Consider the following 15180-nt stretch of genomic DNA (forward strand, 5'->3'; position numbering starts at 1 on the left):
TCAAGTCACGGTGGGTCCGCCAGCACGGCTGACCACGCACCAGGCACCGTCCTCCTGCACCAACGGGAATGCGTACTGGTCGGTGAAGCCGCTGTCGAGCGTGAGGCGCATGTTCACCGTTGCCGTGGTCCGCCCGTTGTAGTTGGTCACGTTGACGCCACGCACCTTGTGACTGCTGATCTTCGGCCGCCACCAGCCCTCCGCCAGGTTCAGCCAACAGGCCCGCTTCGGGATGAACACCTGCTGGATGCGGGGATGCCGGGCCAGCCACTGGCGGACCTTCCGGCTGGTGTGGCTGGAGAGGTTGTCGGTGACCACCCGGATCGGGCCACGGGGATTGTCCTCGGCGATGCGAGCCAACAACTGTGTCCAGCCGTCACTGTTGCGCGCCGGGGCGCAGTACGTGACCTCGGTGCCGTCCCGGATCCGCAAACCCCCGTACACCCACAGCTTGTCGCCGCCCCGGGCATACTCCAGCGGCGCTTTGACGCGATGGCCGTCGGGCGACCAGCCCGCCGCGGGCGGGAACGTCCGCGGGATCACCGGACCCAGCTCGTCGGCGCAGATCACCGTGGTCCGCTCCGGCGGGTGGGTGTAGAGCTCGACGACCGCCGCCCTTTTGCGACGAAGTCAGGGTCCTCGCTGTGCGCCCAGGAACGCGTGTGCCGCCAACGCACGCGCTCGGCCAGCAGGATGCCGCGCACCTGACTGCGGTGCACCTCGATCCCCTCGGCCTGGGCGGCCTCGACCAAACTGTCCAGGGTCCACTGCGACGGGCCGTGCTCATCAGCGGCGACCAGATCCCCACCCGCCGTGCGTTGCGGCCGGCCCGGCGGGTCCGAGCGGGCCATCGCGATGATCCGGCCCCGCTCCCGCTCGGTGATACGCCGCGGCCGGCCCGGTATCGGCCGGTCACCCAACCCGTCCAGGCCCTCGGCGTTGAACCGGTGCAACCACTGCCGCACCGTCTTCGGATGGCAACCCAACTCGGCCCCGATCGCCGTGGTATGCAACCCGGTCCAACTCAACGTAACGATCTTCGCCCGCTGGACCCAGTCCGCCGGCGCGTGCCTGGCCCCGGCCAACTTCCGGATCTTCTGCTTCTCAACCGCATCAACCGCAGGACGGGCGTACAAAAACATCGGCATGACACCCACCCCCCGGGAGCACCCCACACCGGCCCTACAGAACCCAACCTACCCAGGCTTAACGAACGTTGCACTAGTGCGCTGTCATCGGCTGCGACCGGATGCCCAGCCACGGCACGCCCACTCACCGTCGGTGATGCGCTGACCGGCGCCGCGCTCCCGCAGCGGCATGACAGGGCGTTGGATCGTGGCGTTGTGTCACGGCGCCGAGACGTTGGAATTCCGCTCGGCTCGTTGTCGTCGAGCCGCTCCCACTCGAACCGCCAGCGCTGGGCCTACAACCTCGCGGTGCCGAATGGATTGTCGATGACGTACCGCCAGCAGCCATCGGGGCCGCGACGTGCGACGTCGGTCGCGGTGCCTTGAAGGTGCACATGCTGCCCATCGGCGCCCTGGCCATCAATCGTCCAGTCGACAATCAGTAGGGCGATATCGTCAGCCACGTAGACGTGGCGTGGGCGAACGTCGATCGGCAGGCCCAGATCGAGGAAGCGTTGGTTGGCCGCCGCCCTAGCGGCGCCGGCGACAGGTTGACCCGGCGCGGCGACAAAGACACCGCCCGGTTCGTAGACCTGCTCGACAACTGCGGCATCGCCCGTATTGAACGCCCGGGCAAACGTCCAGGGGTGTTGGCTGGCGTCGTTGGTCAGGTTGACACTGTCAGTGTGGATGTTGAAGTCGGAGGTCATGCGGTCAGTCAAACTGAACCCGCCGCGGGTAACCAAGCGGTAAGCAGCGGCTGGGATCGCGATCTGGTCCCGGACACCCGCGGTGAGACAAGGCATCCCGAGCCGACTTGCCCCGTGGAAGCGGCGCTCGCAGCCGTCGGCGGCCGGTGGACGACGCTCCTCCTACGAGAACTCATGCATGGACCCCGCTCGTTCGGCCAGATGCGGGCAGCGTTGCCAGCGCTAAGTGCGAAGGTCTTGAGCGAGAGGCTGGCCAGGCTGGCAACGGACAATTTGATCGCGTGCCACCGCCAAAAAGGCTTCCCCTCTCGCACCGTCTACCAGCTCACCGCCGCTGGTCAGACGCTCAAGCCTTTACTGATCGAGCTGTACCGGACCGGCGACGCGCTTCTACGTGAGACCTCAGCGCATCGCCGCCGCAGCGGCGCCTGAACAGGGCCGCCGGGACATCGAGCGACGTCCTCAATTCGGCAGTTGTGGGTTCCGAGCGTCGGCCCATCTGGTAACGCTGCGTTGCGCGCGGATCGTGGCAAATCCGTGCGCGGCCCTCGCTGCAGCGCTCTTCCCCAGAGCCGGATGGAAGGGGACAGCCCGGCATGGCAGCATCGCTGCGATGACGGCTTCGAGCGACTGGCATGAATGGCACCTGCCGTACGGCGAACACGGATCACCGCTGTCGCGACGGCTCCGGCTCATCCAGCAACACATCAGCGACTGGGTTGACGAGCGGCCAGAGTCCACGCTTCGGGTGGTCAGCGTGTGCGCCGGGCAGGGCCATGACCTCATCGGCGTCCTCTCGCAGCGGCCGGACGCCGATCGGGTGCGGGCCGAGCTGATCGAGCATGACCCCCGCAACGTGGCCGCCGCCCGAGCCGGTATCGCCTCGGCCGGGCTCGAGGGGATCACCGCCATTGAGGCAGATGCCGGGGACTTCGCCGCGTACCGTCATGCGATCCCCGTCGATCTGGTCATCCTCGCCGGCGTGCTCGGCAACCTCACCGATTGTGACGTACAAGCAACGATCAACGCCATGCCAGCGCTGTGCGCACCCCGTGCGACGGTGATCTGGACGAGGACCCGCCGCGCGCCTGACCCACACCAGCCGTTCGCGACTGGTTCGCCGACGCCGGCTTCACCGAGAAGGCATTCCACGCGCCGCCCGACGTACTGTTCTCGGTCGGCGTGCACCAGTTCGACGGGCAACCACAGCACCCGCCGCTCAGCGGCCGGATCTTCACATTCGTCGTGTAGCGGTCAGCAGTGCGTGGCCAGCGGCGAGCCGATCTACTCCGCCGGACTCTCTTGGACAGACGTTCCTCCACAATGGGTGGCGTGAACCTGCGCCAACGGAAGAAGCTGCAGCGGCGCCTGATGGAGTCGGCGGGTTGGGGTGATGCCAAGCAGGTCGCCGCATTGTTGCGGGCGGGCGCCGATCCGAACATGCCCGACCACGGCAGGAGTACGCCGCTGTACCGCGCGAGCGTGCAGAACATGGCGGACAACGTCCGGGTGTTGGTGGCGGCCGGGGCAGACCCGAACGTCGAAAGCGGTACGGGCGAGGAAGGGCTGCCGTTGTGCGGTGCCGCCTGCTGGGGACACGACGCCACGGTACGGGAACTGCTGGCCGGCGGCGCTGATCCGAACCTGCGAGAAGACCAAGGACGCGGGCGCACGGCGGTGGAGTGGGCCAACCTCGGTGGACGTCGCAGCACCCTCGACCTGCTGCACGCTACTGCCATGACACCGCCGGTGCGGTCTACGGAGCGCGCCGCCGGATAGGCGTACGGACAGTGACGGCCGCTGCCGGCCCGCCACTCCTTGTCAGCGGCATGCCCGCGCACTCGATGACGGTTCTGGTCGCCGGAGGATGCCTCGATCGGGGCGGTGCCGTTCCAGGACGCGAATTGCGCGGCGGTACGAAACCGGCCGATATCACCGATATCACCGATGAGCCGGGCTGCGCCGGACGGGCCGATCCCGTTGAGGTCGGTCAGCGAGCTGCCGTTGGCGGTGACGAGCTGGCACAGCTGCTTGTCCGCTGCCCGGATCTTGGCGTCGATGACGGTGAGCTCGTCGATGAGTTCCCTGGCCAGCTGGTAGCGGGTCTGGGCCACGATGCCCGCCGGCGCCGACGCGGTGCGCAGCAGGTAGCTGGCCTGGCCGCGGGTGAGGAACTTCTTCGCCCCGCCGGGAAGGATCTCGAGCAGCATTTGGTGGATGCGGTTGACGACCTCGGTGCGAGCACGGCCCAGTTCAGCGCGGCGATCCACCAGCAGCCGCATCGCGACCGTCGCGTCGTCGATCTGAATCTGGCGCAGCCCTGGGCTGCGCAGCCCGGCTACGGCCACGCTGTGTGCGTCGACCGGGTCGGTCTTGCGACCTTGCCCGGTGTTGAAGACCCGCACCCGCGCGGACAGCTTTGCCGGCACGTCCAGGACGGTTTCCCCGTCGGCGAGCAGGCGTTGAGCGATGTGCCGGCCGGTCCCGGCGCAGCCCTCCACCGCCCACACTCGATCCGGGAACCGCCGGCCGGCCGCCAGCATCGTTTGGTAGCCGTCGGTATCCGTGCCGTACCGGCCCTGGGTGAGTACTCGTTCGCGTGCATCGATGACCTCGATCGTGGCCGACCGCTTGTGCGGGTCCATCCCGATCACCACACGACCCATCCGCTACATCTCCTCGCTCGTACACTGTGGACGATTGGAGAGGAGGGCAACGCTACTTTGAGCTGGGCAATCCCCTCTTGAGCCACTCCCTGCCGCGGTGACCGGCGGGCGCACGCCAGATGAGAGTCACACCCATGAGCCGTGGACAGCCGCAAGTGAGAGCAACCCACCGGCCACCTCGACCCAGCCTGGCCGGGCTGAGGTCGTAGATCAAATAAAACAAGTAGCCGCGATGTGCGCTCTACACAGCGTGATGGCCCGGCCGCTGCTCGGCGTAGCGATCTGCCGAGATGAGTTCGCCGCGCGGCTTCATTTCGGAAGACCTGGTTCACCCGTGTCCGAGCGCCTGCCATCCGGGCCATCGCCAACTGTCGACCTCAGGCCAGGTTGCCACGAGCCCGGCGGAGAGTACGCCGCCGAATGCCACGGTTCCCTCGTGGGATGCGTAGGCGATCCAGTCGTGATGCTCGTCGGTCCAGAGCCCTTCCGGCCCGGTGTATCGCGGGGCGAAGATCTCGACATCCAGCAGGTAGTTGGCCCCATACTCGCGCAACTCGACTACACGCGGGCGGTGCAGCTCTTGCAGCACTCGGCGGACGTGGTCAACGGCGTCGTCCTCCCACATCGACTCCCCGGTCAGCACCAGCACGTCCCGCAGAACCGAACTGGTCAGCAACGGGTGCCAGCAGCCGTTTTGCACACCCCATCGCTGCTGCAGCGACGTCCGCCAGGCCAATGGCTCCCGGGCGTCAGCACACGCCGATACGGGACTGGGTCGGTGCGGAAATTGGCCTGCGCCCTCCAATGCTGCACGTTTGCAGCGAACAGCCGGCGCTCATCGGCCATGGCCTGTGCTTCGACCCCGTCGTACGGGGGCTCGGTGAACGGAGAGTTCGCACTCTCGGCAGCCGTGAGCATCATGCTGGCCACTACGTCAACGCTGGGAAGCCGGTCCGGACCGAGTCGCTCAACCTCCATGAGCATGGCGTCCACGACGTTGTAGCGGGGGAAGATCCGCTTCGATTCCGTGGTGTAGTGGTACCCATCGACCTGGCGGCCATCATTGGGCAGCCGGCCATACTCCCTCTGGAGTTCCTCGTATCGCGTCGTCAGATACCGGCGTGATGCCCAGTACAGCGCTGCGGGATCCACGCACACATCCTCTCCGGTCAGTCCACGGCGCGAAACCTGCCAGCTCCCGGCTGCTTGTTCTAACAGCACCGCCGCGACGCAAGACGAAGGCCCAAGACCCTTGAGCTCCAGGCCCGGCACGCTTCATAGGTGTACGTAGCCACGATCCGCGTGTTCAGCAGCCTGCCGAGACGGTCATGGACGCGCGACAAGTGGGCGTAGAGGGTGCCGCCCGGATGATCGATCGTTTCGGCTCCGCGCTGCCGCAGCTATGCCCGCATGTCCTGCTCGGCACTCATGCCACGACCCTAGAGCCACTTGTCCGCGTCGGTGGCCCGCCAGGCTGCGCGGTTCGTCACAACCGCTGACCGCATCCGCACGACGGCGCGATCGACGCGCTGATCGGCTTCGAACACAGCACGTCAGGAAGCGGCAGGTATCCCAGCGCCTGCCAGAACCTCAGCGCCTCCACGTTGTCCGGCATGACCAACAGGTTCACCCTCGGACACCCCAGGGTCGCGAAACGGGTCTCCAACTCGCGGACCAGGCGACTGGCGATGCCACGTCGACGATGCGCCGGATCGACCGCCAGCCGCAGGATCCAACCCCGCCGACCGTCGAAGGTGCCAAGTACCACCCCCGCCAAGGTGGCGTCGCGCTCGGCCACCAGGAACAGTTGCGGATCACGCACCAGCTTGGCAGCAAGCTCCGCGCGGGGCAGGACGTCGCGGCCCGCCGACTTCCACACCTCGATGACGCCGTCGTAATCCGGCCAGGCGAACTGCCGTATGTGAGCCACAGCATTCATCCTTGCCGCAACCGGCGAGAAAGCGGTTGGGTCAATGACATGCCTCGCATCGCCTACAACAATCACGACGCGGCAGCGTTCGAAGCCACCCGCCACATCCCCGACCAGGGACTTGCCGCATGGCGCGACGCGGTAACCCGGCACCTCGATCCTCGGCCCGGCACCCGACTGCTCGACCTCGGCGCGGGCACCGGCATGTGGGCAAGGGCCTTCACCGACTGGTACGACAACATCGACGTCATCGCCGTCGAGCCGTCCGAGGCCATGCGAGCACGCTGCCTGCACCCGCAGGTCCTCGCCGGAGACGCCGCGAACATCCCGTTGGCCGGCACCAGCGTCGACGCGGCCTGGCTGTCCACCGTCATCCACCACGTGCCGGACCTCACCGCCGCCGCGTGGGAACTGCGCCGCGTGCTGCGCCCCGGCGGCCCGGTACTGATCCGCTCCGCCTTCGCCGGCCGCCACCACGGGATCACGCTGTTCCGGTTCTTCCCCGAGGCCATCCGCGTGCTGAACACCTACCCCAGCGTGGACGACGTCGAAGCTGCCTTCGCCACCGCCGGCTTCACCACGGTCTCGTTCGAACAGGTCCCGCAGACGACCGCGCCGTCGCTTCGTGAGGTCGCGGCCAACATCCGCCGGGAAGCGCATACGCCCCTACAACTGATCACCGACGACGAATACGCCACCGGTCTGACTCGACTCCACCACGCCGCTCAAAACGAATCCGGCCCGATCATCGATGCACTCGACCTTCTCGTCCTTCGGTAGCAGGTCGTCCCAGCGCCCAATCCAAGATCCGCCCATCAGTCAACCACCCAAACAAGATCGACCGAATCCGCCAATTAGATCTGGACGTCGCGCGATCGAGTCGTCCACATCTACATGGCGGACCGCAGCTCGGCGCCCAGGCCGAACGTCACTCTTACGTGGACCGGACACGCGTACGAGTCACCACGGCAGCCGGCTCCGCCCGCGGCCGGGCGCACACGGCCCCACACGTAAGGCAGATCACAGGCCCGCTTCGCGGTTGAACATCATTTGACCCCTGGCGATCAACTTCGCACTGCGGACCACCACACACTGGTCGTGCTCAGGGTCCACAGCTACATCGGCGCTAAGACCATGCGCGACCTCACCGTCAGCAACATCCACACGTACTATGTGCTCGCCGGTGACACGCCTGTACTGGTGCACAATCAAGGTGGCGACGATTACAACCAGGCGCGCAACAAGGCTTTGGCATGGCTTGACGAACGCGGATTTGTAGCCGAAAGGACAACCTACGGAAAGTTCGGTACTATCGCCGGACAACCCATTGGTATGCAGACGGCTGACGGCAAGACTGGGTTTAGAATCGAATTTGATGAGCGGAACGGAGCTCACAGTGTGCTCAGCGCCGGGACCCGGCCGGTGAACCCGAGCCGGTGGCTGGCGGCCGGGTCGAGGTCGTCGGCCCAGTCGGTGATCGCGGCGAACGTGGCCGCGCCGGCCAGGACCGCGCGCACGGCCACCGCGAGCAGGCTGGCCAGGGGGTAGCGGAGCCCGCGCCGGTCGCGGGGGTCGGGCACTCGGGCCAGGGCCGCCAGCAGGCCGTACGGCTCCTCGACGCGAGGCGCCATCGTGCGGCTGGTGGAGGTGGGTGCGTGCTGGCGGATCACGTCGATCAGCGATGATGGCATCAGCGGGTGCGGTCCTTCGTCGGTGTCATGTTGTCTCAGCAACTCCATGATCACCGATGGATCGCACCCGTCCCGCATCACCCCAACCCGGCTGCGGACGCCTACATCCGCCCAGGTCAAACACCTGTCAATCGACTACGCAACGCCCTGGTCTTCAGCCAACGCAGCACGAGGCGGTTTGAAATCATCCCCACGCAGAACGATTCCGAAGGGCCACAATCCTTCGTCTCCTGAACAGCATCATCAGCCGAAAGTCCTGCCTACCTCATCAGACTCCCTTCGATGTTCGTGACACACGCCCCGGCAAAGTTGTGATGCCAGGAGGGGCCAGGTGCGGCAACTTCCCAGGTATGGGGGCGGTCCGGCGTGGACCGCCCCCAAATGGTGCTACGTGGCGGCTCGTTCGGCGACGCTGCGTTCCACGCAGAACTCGTTGCCTTCCGGGTCCGCGAGCGTGACCCAGCCGGTGCCGTCCGGCCGGCGGTGGTCCTCGAAGAGCTTCGCGCCGACCCCGATCAACCGGTCGACCTCTTCATCTCGGGTGCGATCCTGAGGTTGCAGATCGAGGTGTACGCGGTTCTTCACCACCTTGCCCTCAGGCACTCGGATGAACAGCATCGTTGGCTGCCCCTCGGCGATCAGCGACACCTCGGGGTCGCCAGGCTCGTCCTCGACGCGCATCGGGCGGCCAACTACCATCGACCAGAACTGTGCCAGCTTGTATGGATCACCAGTCGTATCGAAGGTGATGTTGTGAATGCTTGTGACCATCACACTCTCCAAAGTGGATGAATGCGCCCCAAGTCACAGCAGGTCAGCGGTGCCGGCGATGGGGCGCGGTGGACTCATCGGTGAACATCTCAACCGCACCTCCTCTCGCCAAAGGGCTGACCACGTGATCGTCGCATCCCCCAACCAGATCGTGCAACCCGCAACCTCCCCGATGGCTTGGCCGCCGAGTGGTTGCGTGAAGCTGCTCGCTGTCAGCGAGGGAAGCCCACTTCGACCTGCCGCAGACCTCGTCGTCCCGCACCACACGGCTGACCTGGCGCGGTGAACACCCGCACCTCTACATCGGCGCGTGGGACGGTTTATGCTGGCACGGGCGACCGAGTCTGTCCCGCCTGAAGCGGGGATGTGTCAGAGCGCCTCGTGGCGCACTGGTTGCCCTTGACGGTCAGGACCCAGTGCGCGCCGCGCCCGGCGAGGTAGGCGACGTGGTCGCGTTGACAGTGCAGCGCGTCGGCGGTCACGACGGTGCCATGCAGGTCACCGATCTGATCCAGCAGGGTGGTGAAGCGGGTGATCTCGTTGGTCTTGGTGTCGACGTCGGTGCTGGCCAGGACGATGCCGGTGCGCTGATCGGCGGCTGCGAGGACGTGCCGGGCGGCGCTGTCGCGGGTGCGAGAGCCGCGCAGGGTCTTGCCGTCCACGGCGATCGCTCGTCTGGACCCGGGTGCTAGTGCGGGGATCCTTGCGGCGAGCCAGATTCCGATCGCCGCAGTGAGCAGATCCGGGTCGATGGCTTGGAGCAGTCTGCGGATCATCGCTTCGGATGGCCGACGGTCCGCGTCGATGCCCAGCAGTACCGCGGTGTCGGCGGGCAGGTCGGCGACCCATTCGGCGATCGCGGTGTAGGAGCGGTAGCCGGCCACGACCGCGCAGACAGCCGCCGTGAGCACCACGGTCAGGTGATGGCGGATGCCCCGGCGGGCGCGCGGATCGGGCACCGCGGCCAGGGCTGCGGGCAGACCGACGGTCAACTCCGGCGGGCGGAGTCCTGTGGGACTCGTAAATTCGGTTCGGGGCTGTGACGTGCCGTTTCGGCGCGAGGTCGCCCGGCCGTAAGCGCCACCATGGAGGCATGACCGCTTCGCTGGTGTATCTGCTCCTGCGCCGGATCTTGCAGATGCTGACCCAGCTCGCCCGAGACGGCGGCGCGAAAGACGTCGAACTGCTCGTGTTACGGCATCAGGTGGCGGTGCTGCGCCGGCAGGTGCACCGCCCCGACCTGCAACCAGCCGATCGGGTGGTGCTGGCGGCGTTGTCACGGCTGCTGCCCCGTTCACAATGGTCGGCGTTCTTCGTCACCCCAGCCACGCTGCTGCGCTGGCACCGGCAACTGATCGCCCGGCACTGGACGTATCCGCACGCACGGCCCGGCCGGCCACCCATCGACCGGGAGCTCCGTGCGCTGGTGCTGCGGCTGGCCGCGGAGAATCCGACTTGGGGTCACCGCCGCGTGCAGGGTGAGCTGGCTCGTTTGGGCTACCGGATCGCGGCCAGCACGGTCTGGAAGATTCTGCACCAGGCCGGCGTCGACCTACTGCACGCCGACCACGAACCACAATCCCCAGACGAATGGGAGCAATGGTTCACCGCCACCCGCAAGGCCCTGCGCCGACAGGCGCTGACCCCGCACGGCGGCGGCCGCGACGATCAACACCACCATCTCGTGCACACCCACTGCCGCCGACGTTACGAGGCCGAAACGGCACGAACCTGGCGTCCTTCTGCACCACCTGCCAGCCCACGTGGGGCTTGCCTGGGCCGTGTGCGGTGAAAGTCGCATGCACGGTCCTGAGGGGGCGGCGGCGCAGCAATGCGCCATCGCTACCCGGCCCCGGCGCAGCAATGCGTCGGGGCTACAATTACAGCCGACTGAAGCACCGGCTGAGACCGATGCGCGGGCTACGAACCGAGCAGACAGCACAGGTCATCATCGCCGGACACGCCTTCATGCAGAACCTCCGCCGCGGCCACTACGAACCCGCCGTCGACGCTCCGCCCGCGCTGCGGGTCGCCGCTGCGTTTGCCGAACTCGCCCGGGCGATCTGACTACGGGCCACGAGGACGACTTCCGCATCATCGATCTCTCAACGCAACAGCGCCGAATGAACGCCCGACCCGTCCAAATCCAGCCGGTGCGGTCGAGTCTTGTCTAACGTTTTTCCCACTGACTGCCGCCCGCTCGTTTGGATAGTGTCCTCCCGGCGGTATCCGAGCGATCGGGAGTGGATCTATGGCGGTCGTGGGCTATCTGGCGGCTATCAACCGGGCGCTCCATGACGAGATGGCGCGAGACCCGGCGGTCAGCGTCCTGGGCGAGGACGTGCGCGTCGGCGTGACCGGGCTGACCAAAGGGCTCTTCGACGCCTTCGGCTCCGATCGGGTGCTGGACACCCCACTTTCGGAGCAGGCGTTCACCAGTTTCGCGACGGGCGCGGCGATGACCGGCCAGCGCCCCGTGGTGGAGTTCCAGATCCCGTCGCTGCTCTATCTGGTCCTCGAACAGATCGCCAACCAGGCGCACAAGTTCTCGCTCATGACCGGCGGGCAGGTGAACGTGCCCGTCACCTATCTGGTCCCGAGCTCCGGTTCGCGGTACGGCATGGCCGGCCAGCACTCCGACCACCCCTATAGCCTTTTCGCGCATGTGGGCGTCAAGACCGTGGTCCCCGCCACGCCGGCCGACGCCTACGGAGTGATGCTGTCGGCCATCAGAGACCCCGACCCGGTGGTGTTGTTCTTTCCCGCCTACCTGATGGGTGTGACCGAGGAGGTTCCGGGCGAGCTTCCCGCGGTACCGCTTGGCCGGGCCCGTGTCCACCGGGAAGGAACCGATGTCACGGTGGTGGCGACCGGGCATCTGGTGCAGCAGGCGCTCGCCGTCGCGGAAAGATTGGCCGGGGACATCTCGATCGAGGTGGTCGATCCCAGGACGCTCTACCCGCTCGACTGGGTAACGCTGCGCGAGTCGGTCCACAAGACGGGACGGCTGGTGGTCGTCGACGACTCCAACCGGATGTGCGGCTTCGGCGCGGAGGTCGTCGCGACGGCCGCGCAGGAGTTCGCGCTGGTCTCGCCGCCCGTGCGGATCTCGAGGCCCGACGGGGCGGTCATCCCCTACGCGGTCGAGCTCGACATTGCGTTGCTTCCGAGCGAGCAGCAGCTCGAGGAGGCCGTCCGGGCGGTGTGCAAGTGAGCGACGGCGCCCCGGACGGCGGCCCGCCGAAGGTCGCCACCGTCACGGTCGGGACCAACGAGCTGAAGTGGCTGGACCGGTGCCTCGGCTCGTTGACGAAGTCCGACACGACCGGGTTCGAGCTGGAGTGCCACTACGTCGACAACGCGTCCGCCGACGGCAGCGCCGATCATGTCGCCGCCGCCTATCCGTCCGTGTGCATCACGCGCAACGAACGCAACCTCGGCTTCACCGGGGCCAACAACGTGGGGATCCGGAAGGCGCTGGACGGTGGCGCGGACTACGTCTTCCTGATCAATCCCGACACCTTCACCCCGCCGGGCCTCGTCCGTGGGCTGGTGGAGTTCGCCGAACGCTGGCCCGACTACGGGGTCATCGGTCCGATGCAGTACCGCTACAACCCCGACAGCGACGAACTGGCCGACTTCAACGACTGGTCGCAGACCGCACTGTGGCTGGGCGAGCAGCACGCTTTCGCCGGTGACGGGATCGTTCACCCGTCACCGGCGGGCCCGATGACCGGCCGGGCCCCGCGAACGTTCGAGCCCGCCTACGTCCAAGGGGCGGCGTTCTTCGTGCGGGCCGAGGTGTTCGCGAAGATCGGGCTGCTCGACCCGGTGTTCCACACCTACTACGAGGAGACGGACCTTTGCCGCCGGGTCCGGTGGGCCGGGTGGCGGGTGGCGCTCCTGCTGGACCTCGGCGTACAGCACTACGGCGGGGGCGGCACGGCGGCGAGCGAGTACACGCGCGTCAACATGCGACGCAACCGCTACTACTACCTGCTGACGGACGTGGAGTGGTCGCCGTTGAAGACCGCCCGGCTGGTGTCCCGTTGGCTGGTCGACGACCTGCGAGGACACAGCGTCAGCGGTGACACGGCCCCGGCGATCGGACGCCGCGAGACCGCGCAGGCGCTCGTGTGGATCGCCCGGAGACTACCGACGATCCGCAGCCGCAGGGCCGAACACCGGCGGCTCGCCGGGGCGCGGGCTCGGTGAGCCGTCCGCGCATCGCCATCGCGGGAAACCTTCGCTGGAACGCGGGGTTCAGCGAGACCGTCGCCAACTACGTGGCGGCGGCCCCCGGCGTGGGCTGCGAGATCGCGGTGGCGGCCCCGGTGTCGCGGATGGACGCCGAGGTGCCGAAGCACCTGCCCGTGGTGGAGGACCTCGGCTGGGCGACCCACCTGGTCGTGATGTTCGAGGCCCGGCAGTTCCTCTCCGACGAGCAGCGCGAACTGGTCTCGAGCATTCCCCGCGCCCGCCGGGTCGTGATCGACTTCGATGGACATTACGACCCGGACGCGGCGACCGAGGTCGGCCCCGGACCGGTGACGGCCTGGCGCGAGTTGTACCGGGAGCTCAGCGACCTGGTGCTACTGCCCAAGCTCGGCGGGCGGCTGCCGCCGGGCGCCGCGTTCTTCCCCTGCATGGGGATGCCCGCCACGGTGCGCCGGCCACCGCTGCACGGGGACACCGACTACGACCTGCAGTACATCGGCAGCAACTGGTGGCGCTGGGATCCACTCACCGAGGTCGTCGAGGCGGCGCTGGCCGCCGAGCCGGCGCTCAGCCGGATCCGGGTGTGCGGCCGCTGGTGGGACGGCGAGGTCTGCGTCGGGCACGAGAGGGCCAGCGCCAACGAGCCCGGCTGGCTCCGGGAACGCGGCGTGGAGGTCGCTCCGGCGGTGGCCTTCGGCCGCGTCGTCGCGGAGATGGGACGGTCCCTGGTCTCCCCGGTCCTGGTCCGCCCGCTGGTCGCGGGGACCGGACTGCTGACGCCCCGGATGTTCGAGACGCTCGCCTCGGGCAGCGTGCCCGTGCTGCCACCGGCCGCCGAGTTCATGGCGGAACTCTATGGCGACGGCTGCGAGAAGTTGATGCTGGGCAAGGACCCCGCCACGACGCTCGGCCGGATCGCCACGAACCGCCGGACGTACGCCCGCGTGGTCGCCGAGATCATGGAACGGGTCCGCGAGCGGTACAGCTACCGCCGGGTGCTCGATGACCTGCTGGGGTTTCTGGGCTGCCGCGGCGACGGCCGGTAGGGACCGCGTCCGGAGCGGCGCCCGTCAGTGTTCGCGGGCGATACCCAGGAGGGTCGCTCCGCCGTAGACGACCGTCAGGAGAAGGGAACGCCACCGCGCCTCGGGGGCGTTGCGATGGCGGTCCAGCTCCTTGCGGAAGCCGGGCACGGTGGATTTCCGACGGACCTCGGAGCGGCCCTGCCAGTAGGCCCGGCGAAGCAGGTACCGCAGCCGCAGGCGGTGCGGGTCCACGTCGTGGACGACCGCGACGTGCCCGAGCAGCCGTTCGCGGGCGCCGTACTGTTTCATCAGCCCGATGAACGAGGTGTCCTCGCCGGACAGCAGGCCGCCACCGGTACGGCTGAGGGCCAGGTCGAAGTCCAACCCGTGGGCGGCCGCGAAGGCCGAGTCCACGCCCATGCAGGCACCCCAAATCTTGATCTCGCCCTGGGGCCGGTGCCAGCCGATGAGGTGGAACTGCCCCGACGTGACGAAGAACGGGAGCTTGCGCAGTGTCGACGGCCTGACCAGGCGAGTGCCGGTGACGTGGGCACCCGCCCTGAATGCGGCGCGGACCTCGTCCACCGCGGTGGCGTCGAGACGCACGTCATCGTCGATGAAGAGGATGTGGTGGTGCGGCCGTTCCCTGAGGATGGTGTTGCGCGACGCGGAGAGGCCATTGTTGGCGCCCAGGACACGCATGCTGCCGCCCTCGGCCCGGACCTTCTCCGCGACCGCCTCGGCCTGCGCACTGTGCGGCCGATCGAGCAGCACGACGTATTCGTCGTCTCTTAGCTGGGAGATGTTGTGCCGGAAGTTCTTCTCGACGTTCTCCACCCGATAGGCACAGACGGCCACCACCATCGGATGGTCGGATGGGCTTCCCGCTCCTGTCACTGGGCTGAGCATAGTGCACCAATGCCTAGGGAAAACGTTAGTGGTACCGGCCTCGGCAAAAGATAGGATGTCACGAAACTCTCTGGACCGGCGTCCGGGTAACGCGACCGCCTGGTGAATCACAGTAGTGAGATCCCTAGTCACA

The 15180-nt window shown here is 67.5% G+C and carries 20 protein-coding genes and 2 pseudogenes; 9 read left to right on the forward strand and 13 right to left on the reverse strand.

Annotated features, from left to right (window positions below; genetic code table 11):
- From Drose_RS26755 to Drose_RS26765, 3 genes are all read right to left on the reverse strand, one after another.
- Positions 1–570, reverse strand: coding sequence for a transposase (locus tag Drose_RS26755; protein WP_260724081.1), 570 nt, complete (start codon positions 568–570; stop codon positions 1–3).
- Positions 567–1148: a helix-turn-helix domain-containing protein gene (locus tag Drose_RS26760; protein WP_260724082.1), complete on the reverse strand. Its 582-nt coding sequence runs from the start codon at positions 1146–1148 to the stop codon at positions 567–569. The genes Drose_RS26755 and Drose_RS26760 overlap by 4 nt, the downstream gene beginning before the upstream one ends.
- Before the next feature lie 275 nt (positions 1149–1423).
- Positions 1424–1837, reverse strand: a complete 414-nt coding sequence (locus Drose_RS26765; protein WP_260724083.1) for a YybH family protein — start codon at positions 1835–1837, stop codon at positions 1424–1426.
- Positions 1838–1951: 114 nt separating this feature from the next.
- Here Drose_RS26765 and Drose_RS26770 point away from each other — a divergent pair, with 114 nt between their 5' ends.
- From Drose_RS26770 to Drose_RS26780, 3 genes are all read left to right on the forward strand, one after another.
- The gene (locus tag Drose_RS26770) at positions 1952–2269 is read left to right on the forward strand and encodes a winged helix-turn-helix transcriptional regulator (protein ID WP_260724084.1); all 318 of its coding nucleotides are present in this window, start codon (positions 1952–1954) and stop codon (positions 2267–2269) included.
- A gap of 181 nt (positions 2270–2450) precedes the next feature.
- Entirely contained in the window at positions 2451–3173 is a 723-nt protein-coding gene (locus Drose_RS26775) for a class I SAM-dependent methyltransferase family protein (RefSeq protein WP_260724085.1), read from the forward strand.
- Between the two features lie 35 nt (positions 3174–3208).
- Complete coding sequence (locus tag Drose_RS26780) at positions 3209–3616, forward strand: ankyrin repeat domain-containing protein (RefSeq protein ID WP_390891455.1); 408 nt, start codon at positions 3209–3211, stop codon at positions 3614–3616.
- Between the two features lie 119 nt (positions 3617–3735).
- Here Drose_RS26780 and Drose_RS26785 read toward each other — a convergent pair.
- The 5 genes and pseudogenes from Drose_RS26785 to Drose_RS26800 all read right to left on the reverse strand — a co-directional run.
- Positions 3736–4503: pseudogene (locus tag Drose_RS26785) on the reverse strand (IS110 family transposase); the annotation flags it as partial.
- Positions 4504–4831: 328 nt separating this feature from the next.
- Positions 4832–5179, reverse strand: a complete 348-nt coding sequence (locus Drose_RS26790) for a hypothetical protein (RefSeq protein ID WP_260724086.1) — start codon at positions 5177–5179, stop codon at positions 4832–4834.
- The gene (locus tag Drose_RS26795) at positions 5173–5655 is read right to left on the reverse strand and encodes a hypothetical protein (protein WP_260724087.1); all 483 of its coding nucleotides are present in this window, start codon (positions 5653–5655) and stop codon (positions 5173–5175) included. Before Drose_RS26795 ends, Drose_RS26790 begins: the two co-directional genes overlap by 7 nt.
- 59 nt (positions 5656–5714) lie before the next feature.
- A complete protein-coding gene (locus tag Drose_RS39205; protein WP_343871201.1) occupies positions 5715–5903 on the reverse strand; it encodes a DUF6817 domain-containing protein in 189 nt (62 codons plus the stop codon).
- A gap of 86 nt (positions 5904–5989) precedes the next feature.
- Entirely contained in the window at positions 5990–6442 is a 453-nt protein-coding gene (locus Drose_RS26800) for a GNAT family N-acetyltransferase (protein WP_260729813.1), read from the reverse strand.
- Positions 6443–6481: 39 nt separating this feature from the next.
- Between Drose_RS26800 and Drose_RS26805 the strand changes: the two genes are divergently transcribed.
- Positions 6482–7213, forward strand: a complete 732-nt coding sequence (locus Drose_RS26805) for a class I SAM-dependent methyltransferase (RefSeq protein ID WP_260724088.1) — start codon at positions 6482–6484, stop codon at positions 7211–7213.
- A gap of 240 nt (positions 7214–7453) precedes the next feature.
- On the opposite strand, the gene Drose_RS26810 is transcribed toward Drose_RS26805, so the two are convergent.
- The 4 genes from Drose_RS26810 to Drose_RS26825 form a co-directional block, all read right to left on the reverse strand.
- Positions 7454–7828, reverse strand: coding sequence for a hypothetical protein (locus tag Drose_RS26810; protein ID WP_260724089.1), 375 nt, complete (start codon positions 7826–7828; stop codon positions 7454–7456).
- The gene (locus tag Drose_RS26815; RefSeq protein ID WP_260724090.1) at positions 7825–8124 is read right to left on the reverse strand and encodes a transposase family protein; all 300 of its coding nucleotides are present in this window, start codon (positions 8122–8124) and stop codon (positions 7825–7827) included. The genes Drose_RS26810 and Drose_RS26815 overlap by 4 nt, the downstream gene beginning before the upstream one ends.
- A gap of 387 nt (positions 8125–8511) precedes the next feature.
- Entirely contained in the window at positions 8512–8895 is a 384-nt protein-coding gene (locus Drose_RS26820; protein WP_260729814.1) for a VOC family protein, read from the reverse strand.
- A 320-nt stretch (positions 8896–9215) separates the two neighbouring features.
- Positions 9216–9887 carry an ISAs1 family transposase gene (locus Drose_RS26825; RefSeq protein WP_260724091.1) on the reverse strand — a complete coding sequence of 224 codons (672 nt, stop codon included), beginning with the start codon at positions 9885–9887 and terminating at the stop codon, positions 9216–9218.
- A gap of 101 nt (positions 9888–9988) precedes the next feature.
- Between Drose_RS26825 and Drose_RS26830 the strand changes: the two genes are divergently transcribed.
- The 5 genes and pseudogenes from Drose_RS26830 to Drose_RS26850 all read left to right on the forward strand — a co-directional run bounded on the left by Drose_RS26830 (position 9989) and on the right by Drose_RS26850 (position 14159).
- Positions 9989–10687 carry a helix-turn-helix domain-containing protein gene (locus Drose_RS26830; protein WP_260724092.1) on the forward strand — a complete coding sequence of 233 codons (699 nt, stop codon included), beginning with the start codon at positions 9989–9991 and terminating at the stop codon, positions 10685–10687.
- An 86-nt stretch (positions 10688–10773) separates the two neighbouring features.
- Positions 10774–10962 (forward strand): annotated as a pseudogene (locus Drose_RS26835) (DDE-type integrase/transposase/recombinase); the annotation flags it as partial.
- Between the two features lie 184 nt (positions 10963–11146).
- Positions 11147–12109, forward strand: coding sequence for an alpha-ketoacid dehydrogenase subunit beta (locus tag Drose_RS26840; protein ID WP_260724093.1), 963 nt, complete (start codon positions 11147–11149; stop codon positions 12107–12109).
- Positions 12106–13110: a glycosyltransferase family 2 protein gene (locus Drose_RS26845; RefSeq protein WP_260724094.1), complete on the forward strand. Its 1005-nt coding sequence runs from the start codon at positions 12106–12108 to the stop codon at positions 13108–13110. The genes Drose_RS26840 and Drose_RS26845 overlap by 4 nt, the downstream gene beginning before the upstream one ends.
- Positions 13107–14159 (forward strand): glycosyltransferase, encoded by a 1053-nt coding sequence (locus tag Drose_RS26850; protein WP_260724095.1) that lies wholly within the window; start codon positions 13107–13109, stop codon positions 14157–14159. Before Drose_RS26845 ends, Drose_RS26850 begins: the two co-directional genes overlap by 4 nt.
- Positions 14160–14183: 24 nt before the next feature.
- Here the strand turns inward: Drose_RS26850 and Drose_RS26855 are convergent, their stop codons facing one another.
- On the reverse strand, positions 14184–15035 hold the full coding sequence (locus tag Drose_RS26855; protein ID WP_260724096.1) for a glycosyltransferase: 852 nt from the start codon (positions 15033–15035) through the stop codon (positions 14184–14186).
- Between the last annotated feature and the right edge of the window lie 145 nt (positions 15036–15180).

The organism is Dactylosporangium roseum, from assembly GCF_025264685.1.
GTDB classification, from domain to species: domain Bacteria; phylum Actinomycetota; class Actinomycetes; order Mycobacteriales; family Micromonosporaceae; genus Dactylosporangium; species Dactylosporangium roseum.

What these genes read in the sequence shown, in the direction of transcription:
- Drose_RS26760 (WP_260724082.1), bottom strand. Translation starts at nt 1,148, where the DNA reads ATGCCGATGTTTTTGTACGCCCGTCCTGCGGTTGATGCGGTTGAGAAG.
- Drose_RS26765 (WP_260724083.1), bottom strand. Translation starts at nt 1,837, where the DNA reads ATGACCTCCGACTTCAACATCCACACTGACAGTGTCAACCTGACCAAC.
- Drose_RS26775 (WP_260724085.1), top strand. Translation starts at nt 2,451, where the DNA reads ATGACGGCTTCGAGCGACTGGCATGAATGGCACCTGCCGTACGGCGAA.
- Drose_RS26780 (WP_390891455.1), top strand. Translation starts at nt 3,209, where the DNA reads ATGGAGTCGGCGGGTTGGGGTGATGCCAAGCAGGTCGCCGCATTGTTG.
- Drose_RS26800 (WP_260729813.1), bottom strand. Translation starts at nt 6,442, where the DNA reads ATGAATGCTGTGGCTCACATACGGCAGTTCGCCTGGCCGGATTACGAC.
- Drose_RS26805 (WP_260724088.1), top strand. Translation starts at nt 6,482, where the DNA reads ATGCCTCGCATCGCCTACAACAATCACGACGCGGCAGCGTTCGAAGCC.
- Drose_RS26815 (WP_260724090.1), bottom strand. Translation starts at nt 8,124, where the DNA reads ATGCCATCATCGCTGATCGACGTGATCCGCCAGCACGCACCCACCTCC.
- Drose_RS26820 (WP_260729814.1), bottom strand. Translation starts at nt 8,895, where the DNA reads ATGGTCACAAGCATTCACAACATCACCTTCGATACGACTGGTGATCCA.
- Drose_RS26830 (WP_260724092.1), top strand. Translation starts at nt 9,989, where the DNA reads ATGACCGCTTCGCTGGTGTATCTGCTCCTGCGCCGGATCTTGCAGATG.
- Drose_RS26840 (WP_260724093.1), top strand. Translation starts at nt 11,147, where the DNA reads ATGGCGGTCGTGGGCTATCTGGCGGCTATCAACCGGGCGCTCCATGAC.